Origin of the sequence: Streptomyces sp. NPDC006309, assembly GCF_040613095.1 — a bacterium.
Lineage (GTDB): Bacteria > Actinomycetota > Actinomycetes > Streptomycetales > Streptomycetaceae > Streptomyces.
Genome location: NZ_JBEXRO010000011.1, coordinates 201717 through 223299 on the forward strand (window position 1 = coordinate 201717; position 21583 = coordinate 223299).

Annotated in this window: 20 protein-coding genes, 1 tRNA gene and 1 pseudogene; 7 read left to right on the forward strand and 15 right to left on the reverse strand. The window is 68.1% G+C overall.

Annotated features, from left to right (window positions below):
* Positions 1 to 122: 122 nt before the first annotated feature.
* The 5 genes from ABZ117_RS17355 to ABZ117_RS17375 all read right to left on the reverse strand — a co-directional run bounded on the left by ABZ117_RS17355 (position 123) and on the right by ABZ117_RS17375 (position 5428).
* On the reverse strand, positions 123 to 572 hold the full coding sequence (locus tag ABZ117_RS17355; protein ID WP_121791104.1) for a helix-turn-helix domain-containing protein: 450 nt from the start codon (positions 570 to 572) through the stop codon (positions 123 to 125).
* A gap of 5 nt (positions 573 to 577) precedes the next feature.
* Positions 578 to 1753: a molecular chaperone DnaJ gene (dnaJ, locus tag ABZ117_RS17360; protein ID WP_356821579.1), complete on the reverse strand. Its 1176-nt coding sequence runs from the start codon at positions 1751 to 1753 to the stop codon at positions 578 to 580.
* Between the two features lie 33 nt (positions 1754 to 1786).
* Positions 1787 to 2440 (reverse strand): nucleotide exchange factor GrpE, encoded by a 654-nt coding sequence (gene grpE / locus ABZ117_RS17365; RefSeq protein ID WP_356821581.1) that lies wholly within the window; start codon positions 2438 to 2440, stop codon positions 1787 to 1789.
* On the reverse strand, positions 2437 to 4281 hold the full coding sequence (gene dnaK, locus ABZ117_RS17370) for a molecular chaperone DnaK (protein WP_356821583.1): 1845 nt from the start codon (positions 4279 to 4281) through the stop codon (positions 2437 to 2439). The genes grpE and dnaK overlap by 4 nt, the downstream gene beginning before the upstream one ends.
* 94 nt (positions 4282 to 4375) lie before the next feature.
* Positions 4376 to 5428, reverse strand: coding sequence for an MraY family glycosyltransferase (locus ABZ117_RS17375; RefSeq protein ID WP_356821585.1), 1053 nt, complete (start codon positions 5426 to 5428; stop codon positions 4376 to 4378).
* A 208-nt stretch (positions 5429 to 5636) separates the two neighbouring features.
* Here ABZ117_RS17375 and ABZ117_RS17380 point away from each other — a divergent pair, with 208 nt between their 5' ends.
* Positions 5637 to 7931, forward strand: a complete 2295-nt coding sequence (locus ABZ117_RS17380) for a (Fe-S)-binding protein (RefSeq protein ID WP_356821587.1) — start codon at positions 5637 to 5639, stop codon at positions 7929 to 7931.
* Positions 7932 to 8117: 186 nt separating this feature from the next.
* Here ABZ117_RS17380 and ABZ117_RS17385 read toward each other — a convergent pair whose 3' ends face one another.
* Complete coding sequence (locus ABZ117_RS17385) at positions 8118 to 8447, reverse strand: antibiotic biosynthesis monooxygenase (protein WP_356821588.1); 330 nt, start codon at positions 8445 to 8447, stop codon at positions 8118 to 8120.
* Between the two features lie 259 nt (positions 8448 to 8706).
* On the opposite strand from ABZ117_RS17385, the gene ABZ117_RS17390 reads away from it, so the two are divergent.
* Together ABZ117_RS17390 and ABZ117_RS17395 are read left to right on the forward strand one after the other, a co-directional pair.
* Positions 8707 to 10191: an FG-GAP and VCBS repeat-containing protein gene (locus ABZ117_RS17390; protein WP_356821590.1), complete on the forward strand. Its 1485-nt coding sequence runs from the start codon at positions 8707 to 8709 to the stop codon at positions 10189 to 10191.
* Positions 10192 to 10277: 86 nt separating this feature from the next.
* Complete coding sequence (locus tag ABZ117_RS17395; protein WP_356821592.1) at positions 10278 to 11381, forward strand: YIP1 family protein; 1104 nt, start codon at positions 10278 to 10280, stop codon at positions 11379 to 11381.
* A 230-nt stretch (positions 11382 to 11611) separates the two neighbouring features.
* On the opposite strand, the gene ABZ117_RS17400 is transcribed toward ABZ117_RS17395, so the two are convergent.
* The 3 genes from ABZ117_RS17400 to ABZ117_RS17410 all read right to left on the reverse strand — a co-directional run bounded on the left by ABZ117_RS17400 (position 11612) and on the right by ABZ117_RS17410 (position 12978).
* Entirely contained in the window at positions 11612 to 12115 is a 504-nt protein-coding gene (locus ABZ117_RS17400) for a phosphoribosyltransferase (protein WP_356821594.1), read from the reverse strand.
* A 13-nt stretch (positions 12116 to 12128) separates the two neighbouring features.
* On the reverse strand, positions 12129 to 12704 hold the full coding sequence (gene dcd, locus ABZ117_RS17405; protein ID WP_121787742.1) for a dCTP deaminase: 576 nt from the start codon (positions 12702 to 12704) through the stop codon (positions 12129 to 12131).
* A 73-nt stretch (positions 12705 to 12777) separates the two neighbouring features.
* A complete protein-coding gene (locus tag ABZ117_RS17410; protein WP_356821596.1) occupies positions 12778 to 12978 on the reverse strand; it encodes a hypothetical protein in 201 nt (66 codons plus the stop codon).
* 281 nt (positions 12979 to 13259) lie between these two features.
* Between ABZ117_RS17410 and ABZ117_RS17415 the strand changes: the two genes are divergently transcribed.
* Positions 13260 to 13333 (forward strand) — tRNA-Gly (locus tag ABZ117_RS17415).
* A gap of 90 nt (positions 13334 to 13423) precedes the next feature.
* Here the strand turns inward: ABZ117_RS17415 and ABZ117_RS17420 are convergent.
* From ABZ117_RS17420 to ABZ117_RS17440, 5 genes and pseudogenes are all read right to left on the reverse strand, one after another.
* Positions 13424 to 13687: pseudogene (locus ABZ117_RS17420) on the reverse strand (integrase); the annotation flags it as partial.
* Between the two features lie 34 nt (positions 13688 to 13721).
* Positions 13722 to 14453, reverse strand: coding sequence for a GntR family transcriptional regulator (locus tag ABZ117_RS17425; protein ID WP_356821598.1), 732 nt, complete (start codon positions 14451 to 14453; stop codon positions 13722 to 13724).
* A gap of 92 nt (positions 14454 to 14545) precedes the next feature.
* Entirely contained in the window at positions 14546 to 14983 is a 438-nt protein-coding gene (locus ABZ117_RS17430; protein ID WP_356821600.1) for an ATP-binding protein, read from the reverse strand.
* A gap of 5 nt (positions 14984 to 14988) precedes the next feature.
* Positions 14989 to 15162 (reverse strand): hypothetical protein, encoded by a 174-nt coding sequence (locus ABZ117_RS17435; protein WP_356821601.1) that lies wholly within the window; start codon positions 15160 to 15162, stop codon positions 14989 to 14991.
* A gap of 93 nt (positions 15163 to 15255) precedes the next feature.
* Positions 15256 to 15996: a GntR family transcriptional regulator gene (locus ABZ117_RS17440; RefSeq protein ID WP_356821603.1), complete on the reverse strand. Its 741-nt coding sequence runs from the start codon at positions 15994 to 15996 to the stop codon at positions 15256 to 15258.
* A gap of 83 nt (positions 15997 to 16079) precedes the next feature.
* Between ABZ117_RS17440 and ABZ117_RS17445 the strand changes: the two genes are divergently transcribed.
* The 3 genes from ABZ117_RS17445 (at position 16080) to ABZ117_RS17455 (ending at position 20005) form a co-directional block, all read left to right on the forward strand.
* Complete coding sequence (locus ABZ117_RS17445) at positions 16080 to 17177, forward strand: DUF1152 domain-containing protein (protein WP_356821605.1); 1098 nt, start codon at positions 16080 to 16082, stop codon at positions 17175 to 17177.
* Positions 17178 to 17680: 503 nt separating this feature from the next.
* Entirely contained in the window at positions 17681 to 18106 is a 426-nt protein-coding gene (locus tag ABZ117_RS17450; protein WP_356821608.1) for a hypothetical protein, read from the forward strand.
* Positions 18107 to 19180: 1074 nt separating this feature from the next.
* A complete protein-coding gene (locus tag ABZ117_RS17455; RefSeq protein ID WP_356821610.1) occupies positions 19181 to 20005 on the forward strand; it encodes a DUF4365 domain-containing protein in 825 nt (274 codons plus the stop codon).
* A 278-nt stretch (positions 20006 to 20283) separates the two neighbouring features.
* On the opposite strand, the gene ABZ117_RS17460 is transcribed toward ABZ117_RS17455, so the two are convergent.
* Positions 20284 to 21051, reverse strand: a complete 768-nt coding sequence (locus tag ABZ117_RS17460) for a hypothetical protein (protein ID WP_356821612.1) — start codon at positions 21049 to 21051, stop codon at positions 20284 to 20286.
* Between the last annotated feature and the right edge of the window lie 532 nt (positions 21052 to 21583).

Genomic DNA, 21583 nt, shown 5'->3' on the forward strand with positions numbered 1-21583 from the left:
AGATTCACGGCCGTCAGGAGCCGGGGCGCCACCGCCCCCGGGCACACGGAAGGGGCCGGCGGGATCGCTCCCGCCGGCCCCTTCCGACCCGCTCGCTGCTGCTGGGTGCTGCTCGGTACCGCTCAGTCCTGCTGCTGCCGCTTGGGCCGCCACACCACCAGCGCGCTGGTCTGCTGGACCTCCTGGTACGGCACCAGGTCGCGCCGGTAGGAGGCGTGCACGGCGGCCTCGCGCTGCCGCATCGCCGTCGCCGCGCCGTCCAGCGCCGACTCCAGTTCCGCCACGCGGGACTGGAGCGCGGCGACCTGGTTCTCCAGTTCGATGATGCGCTTGATGCCGGCCAGGTTGACACCCTCGTCCTGCGACAACTGCTGCACCTGGCGGAGCAGTTCGATGTCACGGGCCGAGTAGCGCCGGCCCCGGCCCGCGGTGCGGTCCGGGGAGACGAGGCCCAGGCGGTCGTACTGGCGCAGCGTCTGCGGGTGGAGTCCGGAGAGCTGGGCCGCCACCGAGATGACGTAGACCGGGGTCTCCTCGGTCAGTTCATAGGGGTTGCGCCGACGGCCGTCCATCACTCTCAAGCTCCCTTCGCGGCCTCGAACAGCTCCGCCCGCGGGTCCTCGCCCGCGGTCGCCTCGCGATACGCCTCCAGTGCGTCACGAGCCTTCCCCGACAGGTCCTTCGGGACACTCACCTCGACGGTGACCAACAGGTCGCCGCGCGTGCCGTCCTTGCGGACCGCGCCCTTGCCCCGCGCCCGCATCGTACGGCCGTTCGGGGTGCCCGGGGGCAGTTTCAGGGTGACGGCGGGACCGCCGAGGGTCGGCACCCGCACCTCGCCGCCGAGGGCCGCCTCGGCGAACGTCACCGGCACGGTGACGGTGAGGTTGTCGCCCTTGCGCCCGAACACCGGGTGCTCGCCGACGTGCACGGCCACGTAGAGGTCGCCCGCCGGTCCGCCGCGCTCGCCGGGCGCGCCCTTGCCGCGCAGCCGGATGCGCTGCCCGTCGGTGACGCCCGCCGGGATGCGGACCTGCATCGTCCGGGAGGACTTCGCGCGCCCGCTGCCCTTGCACTCCATGCAGGGGTGCTCGGCGATCAGGCCGCGGCCCTTGCAGTCGGGGCAGGGGTCGGTGAGCGAGAAGCCGCCGCCCGAACCCCGGGCGACCTGCCCGGTGCCGACACAGGTCGGGCACACGCGCGGTGTGCCGTTCTTGTCGCCGGTGCCCGAACAGGCCTTGCAGGGCGCCTGGGAGGACATCCTCAGGGGCACCGTGGCGCCCTCGATGGCCTCCGTGAAGCTCAGCGTGACCTCGGACTCGACGTCCTGGCCGCGCCGGGGCTGGGTACGGGTGCCCGTGGTGCCGCCGCGGTTGAACAGGCCGCCGAAGACGTCACCTATGCCGCCGCCGAAGCCGCCGGCCTGGGTGGTGCCCCCTCCGCCGCCGAAGAGGTCGCCCAGGTCGAAGTTGAAGGAGCCGCCGGCCGCGCCCGGCCCGGGGCGGAAGCCGCCGTTGCCGAACAGGGCGCGTGCCTCGTCGTACTCCTTGCGCTTCTTGGGGTCGCCGAGGATGTCGTTCGCCTCGGAGATCTCCTTGAAGCGCTCCTCCGCCTTGGCGTTGCCCTTGTTGGCGTCCGGGTGGAACTCGCGGGCGAGCTTGCGGTACGCCTTCTTGATCTCGGCCTCGGTGGCGTCCCTGGGGACGCCGAGGACCTTGTAGTAGTCCTTCTCGATGAAGTCCTTGGTGCTCATCCTCGACGTCCCTCCTTCCCCCGGGTCCTCACGTCAGCCCTCGTCCGGGCCACCGCTCTCCTTGTCGTCGGCCGCCGGGGCCTCCTCGGCGTCCTCCGCCTTGACGGCCTGCGCGCCGGGCTGCGGCTCGGCGACGGCCACCCGCGCGGGGCGGATGGTGCGCTCGCCGATGCGGTACCCCGGCTGGAGGATCGCCACGCAGGTCGTCTCGGTGACGTCCGGCGCGTAGGAGTGCATCAGGGCCTCGTGGATCGTCGGGTCGAAGGGCTCGCCCTCCTTGCCGAACTGCTGGAGGCCCATCTTGGCCGCGACGGTCTCCAGCGACTCGGCCACCGACTTGAAGCCGCCGACCAGTTCGCCGTGTTCCCGCGCGCGGCCGATGTCGTCCAGCACGGGCAGGAGCTCGGTCAGGAGGTTCGCGATGGCGATCTCCTTGACCGCGGCCCGGTCCCGGTCGACGCGGCGGCGGTAGTTCTGGTACTCGGCCTGGAGGCGCTGGAGGTCGGCCGTGCGCTCGCCGAGCGCCGTGCGCACCTGGTCCAGCTGGGCCACCAGGCCCGGGTCTGCACTTACGTCCCCGGCCGGGGCCGCCCCCTCATCGGGAGCGGCCTTCGGTTCGGCGTCGTCGGGGGTGGCGCCGGAGGGGACGTCGGGCTTCTCCTCGAAACCCGGGGTCTCCTCCGTCACGCGGCACCGTCCTTGCGCTCGTCGTCCACGATCTCGGCGTCGACGACGTCGTCGTCGGCCTTGGCCTCACCGGCACCGGCGGAGGCGCCACCGGCGGCCTGGGCGCCCTGGGCGTCGGCGTACAGCGCCTGGCCGAGCTTCTGCGAGACGGCGGCGACCTTCTCCGTGGCGGAGCGGATCTCGCCGGTGTCCTCGCCCTTGAGGGCTTCCTTCAGCTCGCCGATCGCGGCCTCGACCTCGGTCCTGATCTCACCGGGGACCTTGTCCTCGTTGTCCTTGAGGAACTTCTCGGTCTGGTAGACGAGCTGCTCGCCCTGGTTGCGGGTCTCGGCGGCCTCGCGGCGCTTGTGGTCCTCCTCCGCGTAGCGCTCGGCCTCCTCGCGCATGCGGTCGACCTCGTCCTTCGGCAGCGAGGAGCCGCCGGTGACGGTCATCTTCTGTTCCTTGCCGGTGCCGAGGTCCTTCGCCGTGACGTGCATGATGCCGTTGGCGTCGATGTCGAAGGAGACCTCGATCTGCGGGACGCCACGCGGCGCCGGCGGCAGACCGGTCAGCTCGAACATGCCGAGCTTCTTGTTGTAGGCCGCGATCTCGCGCTCGCCCTGGTAGACCTGGATCTGCACCGACGGCTGGTTGTCCTCGGCCGTCGTGAAGATCTCCGAGCGCTTGGTCGGGATCGTGGTGTTGCGCTCGATCAGCTTGGTCATGATGCCGCCCTTGGTCTCGATACCGAGGGACAGCGGGGTGACGTCGAGCAGCAGGACGTCCTTGACCTCACCCTTGAGGACACCGGCCTGGAGCGAGGCGCCGATGGCGACGACCTCGTCCGGGTTCACGCCCTTGTTGGCCTCCTTGCCGCCGGTCAGCTCCTTGACGAGCTCGGCGACGGCGGGCATACGGGTGGAACCGCCGACCAGGACGACGTGGTCGATCTCGCCGAGCTGGATGCCGGCGTCCTTGATGACGTTGTGGAACGGCGTCTTGCAGCGCTCCAGCAGGTCGGCCGTCAGCTGCTGGAACTGGGCGCGGGTGAGCTTCTCGTCCAGGTGCAGCGGGCCCTCGGCCGACGCGGTGATGTACGGCAGGTTGATCGAGGTCTCGGTGGAGGAGGAGAGCTCGATCTTGGCCTTCTCCGCCGCCTCACGCAGACGCTGGAGGGCCATCTTGTCCTTGGACAGGTCCACGCCGTGGCCGGACTGGAACTGCTTGACCAGGTAGTCGACGACGCGCTGGTCCCAGTCGTCACCGCCGAGGTGGTTGTCACCGTTGGTGGCCTTCACCTCGACGACGCCGTCGCCGATCTCCAGGAGGGACACGTCGAAGGTGCCGCCACCGAGGTCGAAGACGAGGATCGTCTGGTCGTCCTTGTCGAGGCCGTAGGCCAGCGCCGCCGCGGTGGGCTCGTTGACGATGCGCAGGACGTTCAGACCGGCGATCTCACCGGCCTCCTTCGTCGCCTGGCGCTCGGAGTCGTTGAAGTAGGCCGGGACGGTGATGACCGCGTCCGTGACCTTCTCGCCCAGGTAGGACTCGGCGTCGCGCTTCAGCTTCTGAAGGATGAACGCGGAGATCTGCTGCGGGTTGAAGTCCTTGCCGTCGAGCTGGATCTTCCAGTCGGTGCCCATGTGGCGCTTCACCGAGCGGATGGTCCGGTCCACGTTCGTGACCGCCTGGCGCTTGGCGACCTCGCCGACGAGCACCTCACCGTTCTTGGCGAAGGCGACGACGGACGGCGTGGTCCTGGCGCCCTCGGCGTTGGTGATGACGGTGGGCTCGCCGCCCTCCAGAACGCTGACGACGGAGTTAGTCGTGCCCAGGTCGATGCCGACCGCACGTGCCATGGTTGATTCCTCCAGCTGACTTGAGTGGAACAGACTCAAGTGTGCATGAGGAGAGGCGATGGGTCAACAGACCTGAGCCAATGAGACTCAAGTCTTATCCGTTCCTTACGCGCAAGCGGCCTGTGACCTGCGTCGACGCCTCGCGCCGGGGTGGCTGCCCGGGAACGCGCGGCCCGCGCCGGGGCGGCGGGACAGGGACGCGCAGCAGCACCAGCACCGTGAACAGCGCCGTCCCCGCGACCCACAGCGCGGCCCCGGCGCCCGTCCACCCCGTGTGGACGAGTACCCCGACGAGCACGGCCGAGAAGGCACCGGCACCCAGCAGTACGACGGACCCCGGCGGGGTCAGCCCGATCCGCCGCAGCCGGTGCGCGAGGTGGTCCGGGCGCCGGCGCAGCAGCGGGTGCCGGGCCAGGAGCCGGGCCAGGACCACGAGAACGGCGTCGGCGGCGGCGACCGCGCCGAGGCAGAACGCCACCGCCGCGCTGGGCCCGAGCGGGTACCCCGCGCGCGTGAAGACCACGGACGACGCCAGCAGGAACCCCGTGAACAGCGATCCGCACGCCCCCATGCCGACCCGCGCGGGATGCCAGTTGTGCATCAGGAAGCCGGTGAGGGCGGCGGCGAACACGCTCAGCAGCACGGCGAGCCCGTCCATCACCTCCGCGGCGGCACAGGCTCCCGCGCCGAACGCGGTGATCACTCCGACCGTCCCCGCCAGGCCGTCCGCGTGGTCGAGGCCCTTGAAGGCCAGGGAGGCGAGCACGATGCAGCCCACGGCGAGCGCACCGCCCGGCACGCCCGTCTCGTCGTAGGGCACCACACAGGCCGCCGCCACGGCCGTACCGGCGACGAGCACGCGCGCGCGGAGCCGCCACACGTCGGCCACCAGACCGAGCAGGGCGACCGCGGCGGCTGCCGCCAGCAGCTTCCCCACCCCCTCGCCGAGCGGGGCGACCCGGGTCCATTCACCCACCCAGGCGACCAGACAGGTGACGACCACGACGGCGAGCCCGCCCAGCACCGGCAGGGGACGCTGCCGGCGCCGGTCGAGGACGCCCAGCCGCAGTGCGGGCACCCGGAGCAGCGCCGCCAGCACGGCGGCGAGGAGCAGAGCTGCTGTTGCGGCGGCGATCCCGTAGAGCACGGCTCTAAGGTAGGGGCGAATGTAGCAATTCGGGATGAATAACACGATCGGATTGCCTGGGGAACGCGGAGGCGGGCCACCTCAGCGACCCAGATCACCCCGCACCGTGCTGCATCCCGGCGGATGATGGGGGTAGTCTCAGACGAACTGCATAAGTTACCGCTTAGTAATGTTGCTCGGTTAATTCGAGGCCGCCTCAGGAGCCCCCATGCAACTCGCCGCGATCATCGTGTCGCTGGTCCTGACCGTGGTCGGCGTCGCGCTGCTCGCCCGTGCCATCGGCCAGTTCGTCCGGCACTTCAGGCTGGGCCAGCCCGTCCCCGCCGGATCCCGGACCGACAACCCCTACCAGCGCAGCGTGACCCTGGTCCGGGAGTTCCTCGGGCACACCCGGATGAACCGGTGGGGCATCGTGGGCGTCGCCCACTGGTTCGTGGCCATCGGCTTCCTGACGCTGCCGCCGACCATCATCAACGCCTACGGACAGCTCTTCCAGGCCGACTGGACCCTCCCGGTCCTCGGCGGCTTCCTGCCGTACGAGCTGTACATCGAGTTCATCGGCGCGATGACCACCCTCGGCATCGCGACGCTGATCGTCATCCGCCTGCTGAGCCTGCCGTCGCGCCCCGGCCGCAAGTCCCGGTTCGCGGGCTCGAAGATGGGCCAGGCGTACTTCGTCGAGTACGTCATCCTCATCATCGGCCTGGCGATCTACACCCTGCGCGGCCTCGAGGGCGCCCTGCACCACGTGGACCACTACGAGGCCGCCTACTTCGCCTCGTACCCGCTGGTCCTCGCCTTCAAGGGCCTGAGCCTCAGCACGCTCCAGAACCTCACGTACCTCGCCGCCATGATCAAGCTGGGCACGACCATGATCTGGATGATCACGGTCTCGCTCAACACCAACATGGGCGTGGCCTGGCACCGCTTCCTGGCGTTCCCGAACATCTGGTTCAAGCGCAACGCCGACGGCTCCACCGCCCTGGGCGCCCTGGCGCCGATGACCTCCGGCGGCAAGCCGATCAACTTCGAGGACCCCGGCGAGGACGACGTCTTCGGCGTCTCCCAGGTCGAGCAGTTCTCCTGGAAGGGCCTGCTCGACTTCTCCACCTGCACCGAGTGCGGCCGCTGCCAGTCGCAGTGCCCCGCCTGGAACACCGGCAAGCCGCTCTCCCCCAAGCTCCTCATCATGTCCCTGCGGGACCACGCCCACGCCAAGGCCCCGTACCTGCTGGCCGGCGGCGGCAAGACCGTGGAGGGCGAGGAGAAGGCGAGCGAGGAGCAGCTGGCCGGCGTCCCCGCCGCCGCCCTCGCCGAGGCCGGGCGCCCGCTGATCGGCACCGCCGAGGAGAACGGCGTCATCGACCCGGACGTCCTGTGGTCCTGCACCACCTGCGGCGCCTGTGTCGAGCAGTGCCCGGTCGACATCGAGCACGTCGACCACATCGTCGACATGCGCCGCTACCAGGTGATGATCGAGTCCGCGTTCCCGTCCGAGGCGGGCACGATGCTCAAGAACCTGGAGAAGAAGGGCAACCCCTGGGGCCTGGCCAAGAAGCAGCGCCTGGAGTGGACCAAGGAGGTCGACTTCGAGGTCCCGGTCGTCGGCAAGGACATCGAGGACCTCACCGAGATCGAGTACCTGTACTGGGTCGGCTGCGCCGGCGCCCTCGAGGACCGCGCCAAGAAGACGACCAAGGCCTTCGCCGAACTCCTCCACATCGCGGGCGTCAAGTTCGCGATCATGGGCGGCGACGAGAAGTGCACCGGTGACTCCGCCCGCCGCCTCGGCAACGAGCCCCTGTTCCAGGAGCTGGGCATGGAGAACGTCATGGCCCTGAACACGGCGTTCGGCGAGGAGCTGGACGACGACGGCAAGGTCACGGCGGAGTCCAGGAAGCCGAGGTCGGCGAAGAAGATCGTCGCCACCTGCCCGCACTGCCTCAACACGCTCGGCAACGAGTACCCGCAGCTCGGCGGCGACTACGAGGTCATCCACCACACCCAGCTGCTCCAGCACCTGGTGGACGAGGGCAAGCTGATCCCGGTCACCCCGGTCGAGGGCCTCATCACCTACCACGACCCGTGCTACCTGGGCCGCCACAACAAGATCTACACGCCCCCGCGCGAGATCATCGGCAAGGTCCCGGGGCTGCGCAACGAGGAGATGCACCGCCACAAGGAGCGGGGCTTCTGCTGCGGCGCCGGCGGCGCCCGGATGTGGATGGAAGAGCGCATCGGCAAGCGCATCAACAACGAGCGCGTCGACGAGGCCCTCTCCCTCAACCCGGACATCGTCTCCACCGCCTGCCCGTTCTGCCTGGTCATGCTCACGGACTCGGTGAACGGCAAGAAGAACGAGGGCAAGGCCAAGGAGTCCATCCAGGTCGTGGACGTCGCCCAGCTGCTGCTGGAATCCGTCCGGACCCCGGTCGCGGACGACGAGCCCCCGGCGGGCACGGCCGACTCGGCGAACGAGCCGGAGCCGGAGCCGGTGAAGTAACGGCCTCCTGACCGACCGGAACCCGACGACACCCCCTGACCCGCACAGGCAGGGGGTGTCGTCGCGTGTGGGGTGGCGCTCGTGTCCGGGAGGGGACCGGACGGGCCGTCGTACCGCACCCGGCCGTCGTACCGCACCCGGCCGGCCGAGCGGGTCAGGAACCCGCGCGGCCGGGGGCGGGTACGGTCAGGCGTTCCCGGCGCCCGCCTGCTGCACCACCTCGAACGACCACAGGGTCGAACCGGAGGCGGCCGGCTTCGGCCGCTCGCCGCCGCCCTCGCCGCCGCCCTGGTGCGCGGACTTCATCGGACCCTCCATCCACGCCTGGAAGGACTCCTCGTCACGCCAGCGCGTGTACACGAGGTACTGGTCGGTGCCCTCGACGGGCCGCAGCAGCTCGAACCACTCGAAGCCGTCGGAGTTCTCCACGGCGTGGGCCCGCGAGGCGAACCGCTTCTCCAGCGTCTCCCGCTGCTCGGCGGGCACGCTCAGCACGTTGATCTTCACTACGCTCATGGACCCATCCTGGACCATGCCCCCGGCCCGCACCGGAGGACGGCGGTGAAGGCGCGCCCGTCGCCACCTCCCGCGCCCCACCTGTCACAGCGGCCCCATACCGTTACCGAACACACCTACAACCCTTGCGCACCACGGCGGGTCTCCTGATCGCCGACCGCCCGTGAACCGCGGAACAACCCGTGATGAACACGGACGGACGCACCCCATCAGCTGCGGATGCCCCGCCAGGCATCCCCCGCATGCCGCAGGAGAACGCATGCACACGCACCATCCGCGACCGGTCCTCGCGACGGCCGTCGCCGCCGCGCTGACGGGCGGCCTGCTCACGTTCGCCGTCTCCCCCGCCACCGCCGCCGACTCCGCCAAGGTCGCGAAGGCCGACTTCAACGGCGACGGCATCGGCGACATCGCCACCGCGGCCGCCGGCGCCTACGTCAGCGGCCACAAGAACGCCGGACAGGTCGTCGTCCTGTACGGCACCGCCACCGGTGTCTCCTCCGCAAAGCGCACCACCATCAGCCAGAACACCTCCGGTGTCCCCGGCACCGCCGAGGCCGGCGACTTCTTCGGCGCCGAGCTGGCCTACGCCGACCTCAACGGCGACGGCTACGACGACCTCGCCGTCGGCACCCCGGACGAGAAGGTGGGCACCGACACCAACGGCGGCGGTGTGGCCATCCTGTGGGGCTCCAGCAGCGGCCTGACCGGCAAGGGCATCGACGTGCCCGACCCGGCCGCCTCCTCCCACGACCACTGGGGCCAGAACCTGGCCGCCGGCGACTTCGACGGCGACGGCAGGGCCGACCTGGTCGTCGGCAGCTCCGCCAGCACCCTGTACCTGTACAAGGGCGGCTTCACCACCGCCGGCGGCTACGGCAGCCGGACCACCGTCAAGCCGCCGATCCGGACGGGCAGCGACGACTACCCCTACGGCCCGCTGAACCTGACCGCCGGCGACATCAACGGCGACGGCCGCACCGACCTCGTCGTCGACGGCTACGAGACCAAGACGCAGTACGGCTGGAACACCAACTACTGGCTGCCCGGTACCAGCGGCGGCCTGAGCGGCGCCTCGGCCAAGGCCCTCAAGGCCGGCATCATCACCGCCATCGGCGACATCAACGGCGACGGCTTCGGCGACATCGTCAGCGGCGCCGACTGGGACACCAGGACCGACGACGGCACGGCCATCCCGGACTCCGCCACCGGCGGCAAGGTCAACGTCACCTACGGCTCCGCGTCCGGCCCGGCCGCCACCACCGGCATCACCCAGAACACCGGCAGCGTGCCCGGCTCCTCGGAGAAGGGCGACGCCTTCGGCTGGGAGCTGGACCTCGGCGACATCAACGGCGACGGCTACCAGGACCTCGTCGTCAGCAGCCCGCAGGAGGACATCGACGGCGTCCCCGACACCGGCAGCGTCACCGTCCTGTACGGCTCCGCCTCCGGCGTGAACACCGCCTCCCGCGCCCAGGCCTTCTCCCAGAACTCCGCGGGCGTCCCCGGCGGCGACGAGAAGTCCGACCTGTTCGGCGCCGACGTCAAGCTCGACGACGTCACCGGCGACGGCAGGGCCGACCTGATGATCGGCTCGTACGAGAACGGCGGCGACGGCGCGGTCACCTACCTGCCGTCCGACGGCACGAAGATCACCACGACCGGCTCGCGTGCCCTCGGCGCGTCCACCGTCGGCGTCTCCACCACCGGCACCCCGCAGTTCAGCGCCGTCTTCGCGGACTGACCGGCCCCCACGGGGGGCGGGGACCGGGCACGTACCGGGGAAACCCCGAAGAACCCCTGGTTGTCCTGCTGACGGTCCCTTAGGGGATGTCACAGGTCGGCCGCAAAGCCGGGCCCGGACCGCCGGGCCCGGCACGTCGGCCGCCGGGACCAGGTACGTTCGATGACGTGGCTGGATTCAGGATCGGACGCGGGGGCCGAAACAACCGCACCCCCCAGGGACAACAGGCGCCGCAGGGACCGTCGTACGGACGCGGCCGCGGCCCCGCTCAGGCCGGGGGGCCGCCGCACGGTCAGCCGCCGCACGGCCAGTCGCCGTACGACCGGCCCCCGCACGGCCAGCCGCCGCGCGGACGGCAGGGCGGCGGCCCCTCGTACGGCTACCCGTCGGCGCCGCAACCGCCGTACCCCCGGGCGGGGCAACCGTACCCACCGGCCGGACAGCAGTACGGCTATCCGGGACCGGCCGGCGACGGGCCGGAGTACTTCGGCGACGACGGCCACCCGGGCCAGGGCCCCGGCACGCACGACCCCTATGCGGCCAACAACCCGGGCCACACCCAGGCGTTCTCGGTCGACGAGGCCGCCGGCTACACCCAGGGCGCGACCTACCACGCCGGCTCGCCCGCCGCACCCGCCGCACCGCTCGGCCCGCCCCTGCACTGGAAGGAACTGCTGCGGGGGATCGTCCTCTCCCCGAACGACACCTTCCTGCGGATGCGGGACTACACGATGTGGGTCCCCGCCCTCGTCGTGACCTTCCTCTACGGCCTGCTCGCCGTCTTCGGCTTCGACGGCGCCCGCGCGGACGCGATCAGCGCCACGCTGTCCAACGCGGTGCCGATCGTGCTGGTGACAGCGGTCGTGATGGCGCTGGGCCTGTTCGTCCTCGGCGTGGTCACCCACACCCTGGCCCGCCAGCTCGGCGGTGACGGCGCCTGGCAGCCCACGGTGGGCCTGTCCATGCTCATCACGGCCCTCACGGACACACCCCGCCTGGTCTTCGCCATGTTCTTCGGCGGCGACGCCGGCTTCGTCCAGATCCTCGGCTGGGCCACCTGGATCGGCGCGGGCGCCCTGCTGACCCTCATGGTCTCCCGCTCCCACGACCTGCCCTGGCCGAAGGCGCTGGCCGCGTCGTCGCTCCAACTGGTCGCCCTGCTGTCGATCGTGAAGCTGGGCACGTTCTGACGGTCAACACGGAGGAGCCCCCGGCAGGACAGCCGGGGGCTCTTGTGCGTGGGGGGGGCGGGACTGTCGGCGTCTCCGGCGGGACTGTCGGCTGCTTTGACGGGACTGTCGGCGGCGTCAGCGGGACTGCCGGCGGCGTTGACGGGCCTGGCCGCACCATCGGCGGAACTGTCGGCATCGTGGACGGACTGGCCGCACCATCGGCGGGAGGGTCCGCACCGTCGGAGGGGTCAGGCGTCGAGAACCTGCCCGGCCCGCTTCACCACGGGCGGCTCGACGCTCCACGGGAAGTTGATCCAGTCATCGGTGCGCTTCCACACGTACTCGCACTTCACGAGGGAGTGGGACTTCTCGTAGACCACCGCGGAGCGCACCTCGGCGACGGTGTCGAGACAGAAGTCGCGTACGAGCTTCAGCGTCTTGCCGGTGTCGGCGACGTCGTCGGTGATCAGCACCTTCTTGTCGGAGAAGTCGATCACGTTCGGCACGGGCGCGAGCATGACCGGCATCTCCAGGGTGGTCCCCACACCGGTGTAGAACTCGACGTTCACGAGATGGATGTTCTTGCAGTCCAGGGCGTAGGCGAGCCCGCCGGCGACGAAGACGCCGCCGCGCGCGATGCTCAGCACGACGTCGGGCTCGTACCCGTCGTCGGCGATGGTCTGCGCCAGCTCACGGATGGCGGACCCGAACCGCTCGTAGGTCAGGTTCTCCCGCACGGGTGCGTCGCTCATGTCGTCGCCGCCCTCACACCTGGGTCCGATGGAAGTTCAGGAAGGAGCGCGAGGCTGTCGGCCCGCGCTGTCCCTGGTACCGGGACCCGTACCGCTCGCTGCCGTACGGCGACTCGGCCGGCGAGGTCAGCCGGAACATGCACAGCTGCCCGATCTTCATCCCCGGCCACAGCTTGATGGGGAGCGTGGCCAGGTTGGACAGCTCCAGGGTGACGTGCCCGCTGAAGCCGGGGTCGATGAACCCGGCGGTGGAGTGCGTGACGAGCCCGAGCCGCCCGAGCGAGCTCTTCCCCTCCAGCCGCGAGGCCAGGTCGTCGGGGAGCGAGATGACCTCGTACGTCGACGCCAGCACGAACTCCCCGGGATGCAGGATGAACGGCTCGTCGCCCTCCGGCTCCACCAGCCGCGTCAGGTCCGCCTGCTCGACGGAGGGGTCGATGTGCGGGTACCGGTGGTTCTCGAACACCCGGAAGTACCGGTCCAGCCGTACGTCGATGCTCGACGGCTGCACCATGGATTCGTCGTAGGGATCGATCCGTACCCGCCCGGCGTCGATCTCGGCCCGGATGTCCTTGTCTGAGAGAAGCACGTAGCGAGGATACGCAAGCCACGCGGAGCCACGACAATCCCGACGGCTCCGCGCGCCCGCGGTGACGCCCCGGCTACGAGGCGTGCCCCGTCACCACCGCCTGCCGCTCCGGCACGACCGGGAGTTCCGGCACGACCGGGACCGCGCTGCGGAGCCGGGCACAGCGCGGACACCGCACGAGCCGGCCGGGGCCGAGCCGCCCGGCCTGCTGCATCGGGAACGACGCGGTGCTGAAGACGTGCCCGTCCGCGCAACGGACAACGGTGCGTTCCATCAAGTCCCTCAAGTCCCTTCCCCAAGAGCCGCGTCCGGCGTTGCTGCCCGAACGACAAAAGCCACATTACGGGATCAAAGAGACGACTCTCCAGGCGGCACTCCGGCCTCACCGCACCCCGCGGCCGGCGCTCCACGGTACGCGCCAACTCCGCCCGCCCGTAGCCGTATCCCACGCTGCGCCCGACTCAAACCCCTGACCTGCCGCCACCAGGGCTCCGCGATGATGTAAAGTGAGCGAACGTCCGGACACCGGCTCCACACGGGCCCGTCCGTACTTACGCGGGTGTAGTTTAATGGTAGAACATCAGCTTCCCAAGCTGAGAGCGCGAGTTCGATTCTCGTCACCCGCTCCAGCAGAAACCCCCAGGTCGATGACCCGGGGGTTCTTTGTTGTCTAGACCGTTGGGCGGGGTGCGCACCACATCCGCACCATAAAGGCGCGACTAGCTGCTCGTGGGCTTCTCGGGGTGCGCAGGGTCGTGATCCTTGCCCTTGTGGTGCTTCGCACGTTCGGCGCGGACCAGGTCGTCGAGGCCGGCCGCCAAGTCGCGCTGCCGCTCCTCGTCGGAGTGCTGATAGATCAGCGCGGCTTTCTCGGACGACTGGCCGGCGCGGACCGTCGTGTCCTTGAGGGTGGCACCCGAACGAGTCGAGAGCGTGTGTCCGGTGTGCCGAAGGTCGTGGAAGCGGAAGCCGTCCGGAAGCCCGGCGGCGAAGTGATTTGAGGTGCCGTCAGGCGGCTCAGTTCAGGCGGTAGGTGTCTTCCAGTTCCTGCCGGTCGGCGGGAAGAAGCACGTCAGAGACTTGCAGCGCCCGCCCGGAGGCGTCGCAGGCGATGACGAGGACGCTCAGGACAGGGACATCATCCGGCAGCCCCCCAAGCAACTCGGCTTCAGCGGCATCGGCCAAACGCGCGGACACCCGCTCCGTCACGTGGTCGAAGCGGACCTTCTTGCGCGTCTCCAGGTGCTCGCGCACGCCGGACGTCAGCGTGCCCTCGTCAGCCAGGTCGGTTCCGTCGACAAGGTCGGCAGGGAAATACGACGAGGTCAGCTCGACCGGTTCGCCGTCCTCTTCCACCACGAACCGGCGCCTGAGCACCTTGGCCGTCTTGGGCAGCCCCAGAGCCGAGGCCACGCGCGCCGGCACGGCCACTTGACCGACGTCGACCAGGCGCCCAGGGGTCCGCGACTCATCGCGCGCCAGAGCTTCGAGCCCGCGCCGATCCTTCTCTTCGACGACCGCGGGACGCCCGCGCACGATCGTTCCGTACCCCTGCCGAGACTCCAGCCAGCCGTCCCGCTTCAGCAGCTCCAAGGCCCGCACGACCGTGGGGCGGGACATCCCGAAGGACTGCACCAGCTGGTTCTCGCTGGGGACCCGCGTGCCGGGCGCGTACGTCCCGTCCTCGATGCGACGTTGGATCGTCTGCGCGAGGCGCACGTACTTGGGTGCCTCCACTTCATACGCCATGAACGCCGCCGCCTGTCAAGATTGGCCAAGTCAACCGGTCAACCAGACCAGCGACATTCCTACTGTGGCAGTAGAAGCAGGGCATCCCTCCCTCAGGAAGGCCAGGCATCGGCCACCCGGAAGGAGACCACCGTTCCACCGAAGCGACTGGGCCCGGAGTGCCACGACTCGGCGATGGAGTCGACGAGGAGCAGCCCGCGCCCGTGCGCGTCATTGGCGTCCGGCCGACGAAGACGCACGCTCGCCGGGAATCCGGGGTTGTGCACCTCCACACGGAGTGAGGTTCCCTCCCGGAACCACTCCACGCGTACGACCCATCCCTCGTCCGACCGCCCGTAGAGGATCGCGTTGGTGACCAGTTCCGAAATCATCAGCGTGCAGTCGTCGACCGAACAGGCCGGGTTGTAGGGGGCGATGAACTTCCGGAACCAGCGCCGGGCCCGCGGTACGGATTCCGCAGTCGGGTGCAAGCTCATTGCTCCCAATCGCGGCGAGTCCTCGCAGGGATAGCGGTCGATCGTGTAGGTCATCGCGCTCACTCCTTGCCGCTGCCGTCACAGTCGAGGCAGCGCCGCTTCGATGTGGCACGGGTGCGGTCGTTGGCCGTCGAGAGCGCCAGAGCCGTACGGGAGCCGACGCGCTTCCATCCGCGCCCCCGGCATCCCCGGCAGTTGCTGAGCGTCCCCTCGTCCGACCGCTGACTCGTCACGCCATGCCCTCCTCAAGTGGCCTTAGCCACTTCGTGGATAGTGGCATTAGCCACTCTGAGCGTGCAAGCGGTTCAGCAGAACCACCGCTCACTTCAGGTCAGCGGGTAACCCTGCTCGAAGGCCCAGCGGTGCGGCGGATAGGTGGCTTCGGCGAACTCGAGCGGCCGGTCCTGGAGGTCGTAGACGACCTGGTGGACGATCAGCACCGCCGACGCCGGGGCGAGGCGGAGTTCCTCCGCTTCCTCGTCCGTGGCCTGCCGCGCACACATGCGGTCCTCGGCGTAACTCCCCTGTCGACCGGTCATGTTCTCGACGTACATCAGAGTCCCCTCCTGGATGCGCTCGGCATCCAGGAGCTTGGGCGCCCGCTGGCCGACATCCGGCGCGAACCACGAGGTGGACAGGTTGATCGGCCCGTCCTGGTTGTTCGTGACGCGACGCCGGTGGACGGCCCGGCGGTCCTTGACCAACCCCAGCGCTTCGGCCACATGGTCCGGCGCATCCAGCCAGCCGGCCGACGTGATCACCGCGTACTCACCGGCGGTGTAGATCTTGCCGGTCTGCCGTGCCCGCCCGTACAACTCCCGCGCACGCCGGTTCACTTCGAGGCTCCGCACGTAGGTACCCGAACCCTGACGCTTCTCGACCAGGCCCTGATGACTCAGCGCCTCCAAGGACCGGGCGGCCGTCGGCCGGGAAACGGACCAGTCGGCCGCCAACTGCCGCTCCGAAGGAACCTCGTCACCCGGCCGCAGATCACCACGCAAGATCTGGTCACGGATGTAATGAGCGATCTGGAGATACTTCGGCTGGGTCTCCTCGATCTGCGGCATGTCCCCTCCTGAGTCGACAAGTGGCTATAGCCTCTGGCCACTATAGGGTGAGTGGTCAACCCCGGAACCCGTAGGCTGAAAGCATGACGCGGTTGATCGTCGCAGCGGGAGGCGGAGGCGACACGGTCGCCGCCGCGATGCTTGACGCGGGTCTCTACGGCGAAGAGGACCGGGCGGTGATCCTCACGTACGCGTGGGACCGCCTGCTGATCGATCCGGTACCGGGACCGCGGGGAGCCGACAACTTCGCCGGCCTTCTCCCGATGACTCCCGCTGTACGGCAGGTACCGGCAGAGGCTCGCCCTGTCGCTCCAGCAGGCTCGACCCTCCCCAGACTCGCGGCAGAGCTCCCGCACACCTTCGCTCTGCTCGACCCGCACCACGGCGTGGAAGGCGTCACCCGCCAACTCGAGGAACTCATCAGCCACTTGTCCCCCACGTCGATCGATCTCCTGGACGTGGGCGGCGACATCCTGGCCCGGGGCGACGAGCCCACGCTGAAAAGCCCTCTGGCCGACGCGCTCACCCTCGCGGCGTGCTGCCAGGTCAACGCCCCCGTCCGCCTCCTGGTCGCCGGCCCCGGTCTGGACGGCGAGCTTCCCCCGGACGACTTCCGCGACCTGCTCGGCCCCCTCATCCACACCTTCACCGCAGCGGATGTGGACAGACTCGGCACGGTCCTAGACTGGCACCCCTCCGAGGCAACCGGGATGCTCGCAGCCACCGCACGAGGCGTCCGCGGAACCTGCGAGATCCGAGACGCCGGCCTGCCCGTCCACCTCACGGACGAGAGCCCGACAGTCCACGAAGTGGACCTGGACGACGCCGTCAGCCGCAACCAGCTCGCCCGCGCCATCATGACGACCGAGACACTCGACGAGGTCGAGGCCCACAGCCGCGAGGTCTGCGGCTACTCGGAAATCGACTACGAACGCAACAAGGCCACATGGCTCAAGGACCAGCCGCCGGCGGACCTGAACCCGGATACCGTCCTGGCCCAACTCGAAGTGTTCGAGGCGGAAGCCACTGGCCGCGGAGTGACCCACACGACGTTCCGCCGCATCACCGAAGCCCTCAACTACAGCGGTACCCAGCGCGAGAGCCTGCGTGAACTGCTGATCAGGAACCATCCGGAGCAGTACGAGGCACCCTTGTGGCGTATGGCCAACCGAGCTGAGTAACAACCTTCTTTACGGGTTCGAGGCGGCTCGCTCCGCTCCCCGCGCGCGGCCCGGCCCCCGGCCGGGCCTGCGCACCTGTCTCCGCCCCGCTCAGCCCGGCCGACACCCGGGCCGCGCTCAAAGCAGCCAGCCACCTGATGCCAGAAGAGGCACGTCGTGGCTGGGGTGGTCGGCTCCACGGCTTTAGGCAGCCACTTTGGCGCGAGCCTCGAAGATCATGGCCCCAACGTCGTGCTTTAGCGGGCAGGTCCACAGACTGCCCGACGCGCCGGAAGCTTGCGGGGCCATGATCACTCGCGCCAAAGCAGCTCCAGCCCAAAGCCGCTCCACCGACCTTCACTGAACGAGACTCCCGTCTCACCCGACGGATCTAGAGTTGCCGTATGGCTCCTCGCGATCAGAACAGAATGGATCGGTATACCTGGCTACCTCACCAAGCAGTACGCGCCTGCATTCGGCTATCCAAACGGCATGAAAAGAAATTCCAAGAAGCGCGGCATTTTATGATCGACGTCGCCGCATTCATCTCCATCATGTCGCACCCGTCCCGCGGGACGCGCAGAACAGATCAGGACGTGTTAGACGCCCTGACCCTGGTGGCTGAAATGCAGGTACTACTGGAGGCTTCAGAGGAGCGACTGCTCCGAGAGGCTCGACGTCGAGGGATCACGTTTCGCGAGATAGCCGATGCCATGACCATGCGAAGCAGGCAATCCGCAGAACAGCGCTTTATCCGCCTCGCCGGAGGCAAGGGAGAAGCCGAACAGAATCATATGAATCGCCGCCGCCAGGCGCGTTTCGGGTATGTCGTAGACGCCCAGGACAGGCACGAGAACCACATCACGAACCTGAATCTGGCGTTCCGCTGGATTGCGTTTGATGCAGACCTTCCGGAGGAAGTCGCGCAGGATCCTGAGGGCGAGAACTAGACGCACCCCCTCCGTGGACGTGGACTTGTTGGATCAACAGGAGCATCCCCGACACAGCCGTCATCTGCTCTGGACTGACGAATTGCGAACAGGCAATGAGTAGCCCAAGTTGGACGAACATCCTCAAATTGAGAACGCGCGCGAGGGTCATCATTTTCCCGTATCGGGAGGTTCGCATTAGTAGGTCCACCCCTTTACCTTCCGGAATGCTGCTACCGACTAAGCAATAGTGACACTTGTAAAGGAAGGGGCCGCAGAACAGGAAAATGTTATCCGGACCTATAAGACCCCACGGCTCGCAACGTCACAGGTGAGGGCCTCGAAGGTCTCCGTCCAAGATCCCAAGCTTGTCAACGAGTGATTGACTACCCAGGACGGCAACACACTGTGAGCGGGGCAAGAAGGGACGTCAGACCCTCACGCACGAGCGCCCTCCCGGGCCGTCCTCGGGCCGAGGAAGGGTGCTCAATGGTGACCAACGTCGACAGGTGCCGACAGCTCAGCAGCAGGTCAGAGCGGTGATCGATTAGGCGACCGCAGGTCACGGCCGCCGGTGATCAGTTGTGGCTGTGTTGAGCCGTGCGGCATTGGAGACACGACAAGGCCGGCCGACAGGGGTGTCGTCGTCGGGCTCGTCCGTCCGGCACGACAGAGAAGCAGCGTGGCTGAGGTCTGTGGCGGTGCAGCGAGGCATACGCGTGCCTGGTCGGTCGGCGCACCCGCCGTCGTGGCTGACTGTCGTTGGCCGAGGTCTAGGCCGCCCGCATCGAAGGTGGCAGCCGTCGGACGGGTGCCTGCGGTGATCAGCTCTGGGCCGCGCAAGAGCGCCCGAGGTCGACCGATGGCGACCGAGAGTGCCAGACGAGCCGCATCATGCAGCAGCGAAGCCGTAACAGCCGGATACAGCAACCGCAGCAACCCGCCCCACCCCGCAGCGTCCGCCATGGAGTCAAAGCGTGACCTGTATGACCATTTCTGACCGATCCCTGTAGAGCTACGGACCAGAAGCTCAAGCGTTGTCACTGCCGTCTCTTACAGTTCGCCTTCTAGCCGAAGGGCTGCAGGGGAGGGCACATGGCGGGCGTACCGCGCAGCCGACGGACCGGGCGAGCGGCAGTTAACTGTCTCCGAGCACTACTGGAGCGGCATGATCACATCGTTCAGGAGGTCGATGGACAGAACGACTTTGGTGAGGACCTGTACGTCACCTTCACCGATGGCGGACAAACCACCGGTGACGTAGTCAAGGTACAGGTGAAGGGCGGCAAGTCTTGGCGTCGCTCATACGGCTACGGCGTGCCTGTCGCGCAGCACTCCGAGACGTGGGCCAATGGAAATGTTCCGGTTATTTGTGTGGTGTACGACCCAGACGACGAAGAGTTGTACTGGGCAAACGCGACGGTTCAGTTGCTGCGGGCGCGTCGAGAGCGCGTGGCGCTGAAGACCATCCGGGTACCCTCCGAGGCACTGCTAAACGATGCCTCTCTGCCCGATTTCGTCTCCCGGGTGCGTCATTACGTGGGCCGCTATCGCGGCAACCGAGCCCTGCTCACAGAGCTAGGTGAAATGGCCGGCGTGGAGTTCGGGACGGCTGATCTCGTCTTGCACTTCATCAATGTCCACGGCGAAGATCTGATCTTCTGGCAGCGAAGAGGTGAGGACTTCGCCACCTTGCTTCACAGTGACCTGGACTGGGACCCCCAACGCATCACACCAGACATGCTGCGCTTCTGTGGGGGGCTCACTGCCAGATACCAGCTTGACGAGCTGCCGGAATGGATGCGGGCCTTCGCCAACGTTCCGACGGTGGGAGATGTAATTCTCGATGACGATGAGGCCACTTGGCTGGCAGCCTGCTTTAGTGCAAGTCGATGGGCCCGAGACCCCGACTACAACTGACTGCGTGGTTGCGTCCTGGGAACCGGTACACCACTTCCCAGGACGCATCCGTTCACACCCGACTCAGCGGCTCTGCTCAGGGCCAGAGCTAATGCACTGACATCCAACGCTGACATCAACGACTACGCACAGCCGTAGATGTCGACGGTCGCCCATGGCCTCACGGCAGGCGGATGGACCCCAATGCCCCCGGATGGATCGAACTCATAGAGCGAGTGTCGATGTATGCCACAGAGGTGCACCGTTGCCGTTCTGCCTCCAGAGCTACCGTCTTCCCATCAGAGTTCGCACAGCGCTCGGCCTTCCTGCTCGGCTGCGTCGACCTTCTTGGTGAGCGCGTCCACCAGGCCGATGCGTCCCTCAAATAGTTGGGATATGTCCCGCCCCGTGAACATGATGATGTTGTTTCGACTGCCCCGGGAGTTGCGCACAAAGTAGTCAAGAATCTCAGTGTCGTACCCGGCCATCGAGACGAAGGCGCCACGGGTACTGTCGAGCTTGCCGTCAACCTTTCCCTTGAAGCCGAGCAGGTCACCCAAGTCCGGCTGTGCCGTCCTCCAACGCGCCTCGACGACGTACGTGAAGCCTCGAAAGTGAAACGAACCGTCGATCTGCTCGTGGGCGGTGCGGTAGGACGGACGGTAGTCGAGGTCGTAGGCTCGGAACAGCTGTGCCAGTAGCTTCTCAAGTTCGTATCCGCGCCGTTGGGCCGCCTCGCCTGCGTCTTGCCGCACGAGCTCCAAGAACTTAGGCCGCAGCTCTCCTAGGATCTGCTGACGCTCCTGAAGCCCCCGGAGACGTCTCTTGTTGGCAGCTCGGCGGGCAGCTGCGGCTGCGAGCTCCGGGTCGACAAGGATCTTTTGGTCCTGGGCCGCTCGCTTCAGCTCGGCCAGTGCTTCCGCGCCTGCCTTCTGGTCCGGAGCATCCGCGTGAGGCTTCCGCATGTGGCAAAGCTCTTCAATGATCTTGCGCTGGGCCGCGTGTCCAGCCGAACCCTGCTCTTGCAACTCGTCAAAGATGGCCCGAGCGATCTTTGCCTTGCTCATCCCCAGCTGGTCGTACCGTTCATAGAGTTGGCGAGGGACGCCCGCTGCCAAGAAGATGCCGCGCAGATCGTCACGCCAATGCAAGGCATCGCGGCACACAGCGATAGCAGCTCGCACGACACTGGTCGATACAGGTCCAGTAGTCCGTGCGTTGCTCGTCGGCTCTGAAGACGGCACGGGCAGGTGTCCCTTCGCTTTGCTGCGCGTTCCGAGCCCTGACGGCCTAGTTGCACCGTAAGTCGCCGGCGCCCGGGTGCAGTGCGGATGAATACGGGTAACTACCCATCTTCCCATGCCCTTCCGCAGGTTCGGGGCTTAAGTGCCCTCATGTGCCCTTCGCTCGCGAGTGGGTAGCCGACGGACAGACGAGTAGCCCGATAGTGACCGTCCCACCAGCAGTTGCGGACGAGGGGTCCGTGCCAGACACGTGCCAGATCCAACGGGGAGCGACGGGGAACACCGGGGACTAATACGGCGAGCCGTCAGGAGCCTCTGCTCTATCGCCGCAGGTCAGCAAGGCAACGAGTCCTTG

Excerpts from the sequence above, each read along its gene's own strand:
- ABZ117_RS17445 (WP_356821605.1), top strand. The coding sequence starts at position 16,080 with ATGACGCGGTTGATCGTCGCAGCGGGAGGCGGAGGCGACACGGTCGCC.
- ABZ117_RS17385 (WP_356821588.1), bottom strand. The coding sequence starts at position 8,447 with ATGAGCGTAGTGAAGATCAACGTGCTGAGCGTGCCCGCCGAGCAGCGG.
- dnaK (WP_356821583.1), bottom strand. The coding sequence starts at position 4,281 with ATGGCACGTGCGGTCGGCATCGACCTGGGCACGACTAACTCCGTCGTC.
- ABZ117_RS17410 (WP_356821596.1), bottom strand. The coding sequence starts at position 12,978 with ATGGAACGCACCGTTGTCCGTTGCGCGGACGGGCACGTCTTCAGCACC.
- ABZ117_RS17450 (WP_356821608.1), top strand. The coding sequence starts at position 17,681 with ATGATCGACGTCGCCGCATTCATCTCCATCATGTCGCACCCGTCCCGC.
- ABZ117_RS17380 (WP_356821587.1), top strand. The coding sequence starts at position 5,637 with ATGCAACTCGCCGCGATCATCGTGTCGCTGGTCCTGACCGTGGTCGGC.
- ABZ117_RS17430 (WP_356821600.1), bottom strand. The coding sequence starts at position 14,983 with ATGACCTACACGATCGACCGCTATCCCTGCGAGGACTCGCCGCGATTG.
- ABZ117_RS17390 (WP_356821590.1), top strand. The coding sequence starts at position 8,707 with ATGCACACGCACCATCCGCGACCGGTCCTCGCGACGGCCGTCGCCGCC.
- ABZ117_RS17425 (WP_356821598.1), bottom strand. The coding sequence starts at position 14,453 with ATGGCGTATGAAGTGGAGGCACCCAAGTACGTGCGCCTCGCGCAGACG.
- dnaJ (WP_356821579.1), bottom strand. The coding sequence starts at position 1,753 with ATGAGCACCAAGGACTTCATCGAGAAGGACTACTACAAGGTCCTCGGC.
- ABZ117_RS17355 (WP_121791104.1), bottom strand. The coding sequence starts at position 572 with ATGGACGGCCGTCGGCGCAACCCCTATGAACTGACCGAGGAGACCCCG.
- ABZ117_RS17395 (WP_356821592.1), top strand. The coding sequence starts at position 10,278 with ATGTCACAGGTCGGCCGCAAAGCCGGGCCCGGACCGCCGGGCCCGGCA.
- ABZ117_RS17400 (WP_356821594.1), bottom strand. The coding sequence starts at position 12,115 with ATGAGCGACGCACCCGTGCGGGAGAACCTGACCTACGAGCGGTTCGGG.
- ABZ117_RS17440 (WP_356821603.1), bottom strand. The coding sequence starts at position 15,996 with ATGCCGCAGATCGAGGAGACCCAGCCGAAGTATCTCCAGATCGCTCAT.
- ABZ117_RS17455 (WP_356821610.1), top strand. The coding sequence starts at position 19,181 with ATGGCGGGCGTACCGCGCAGCCGACGGACCGGGCGAGCGGCAGTTAAC.
- ABZ117_RS17460 (WP_356821612.1), bottom strand. The coding sequence starts at position 21,051 with ATGAGCAAGGCAAAGATCGCTCGGGCCATCTTTGACGAGTTGCAAGAG.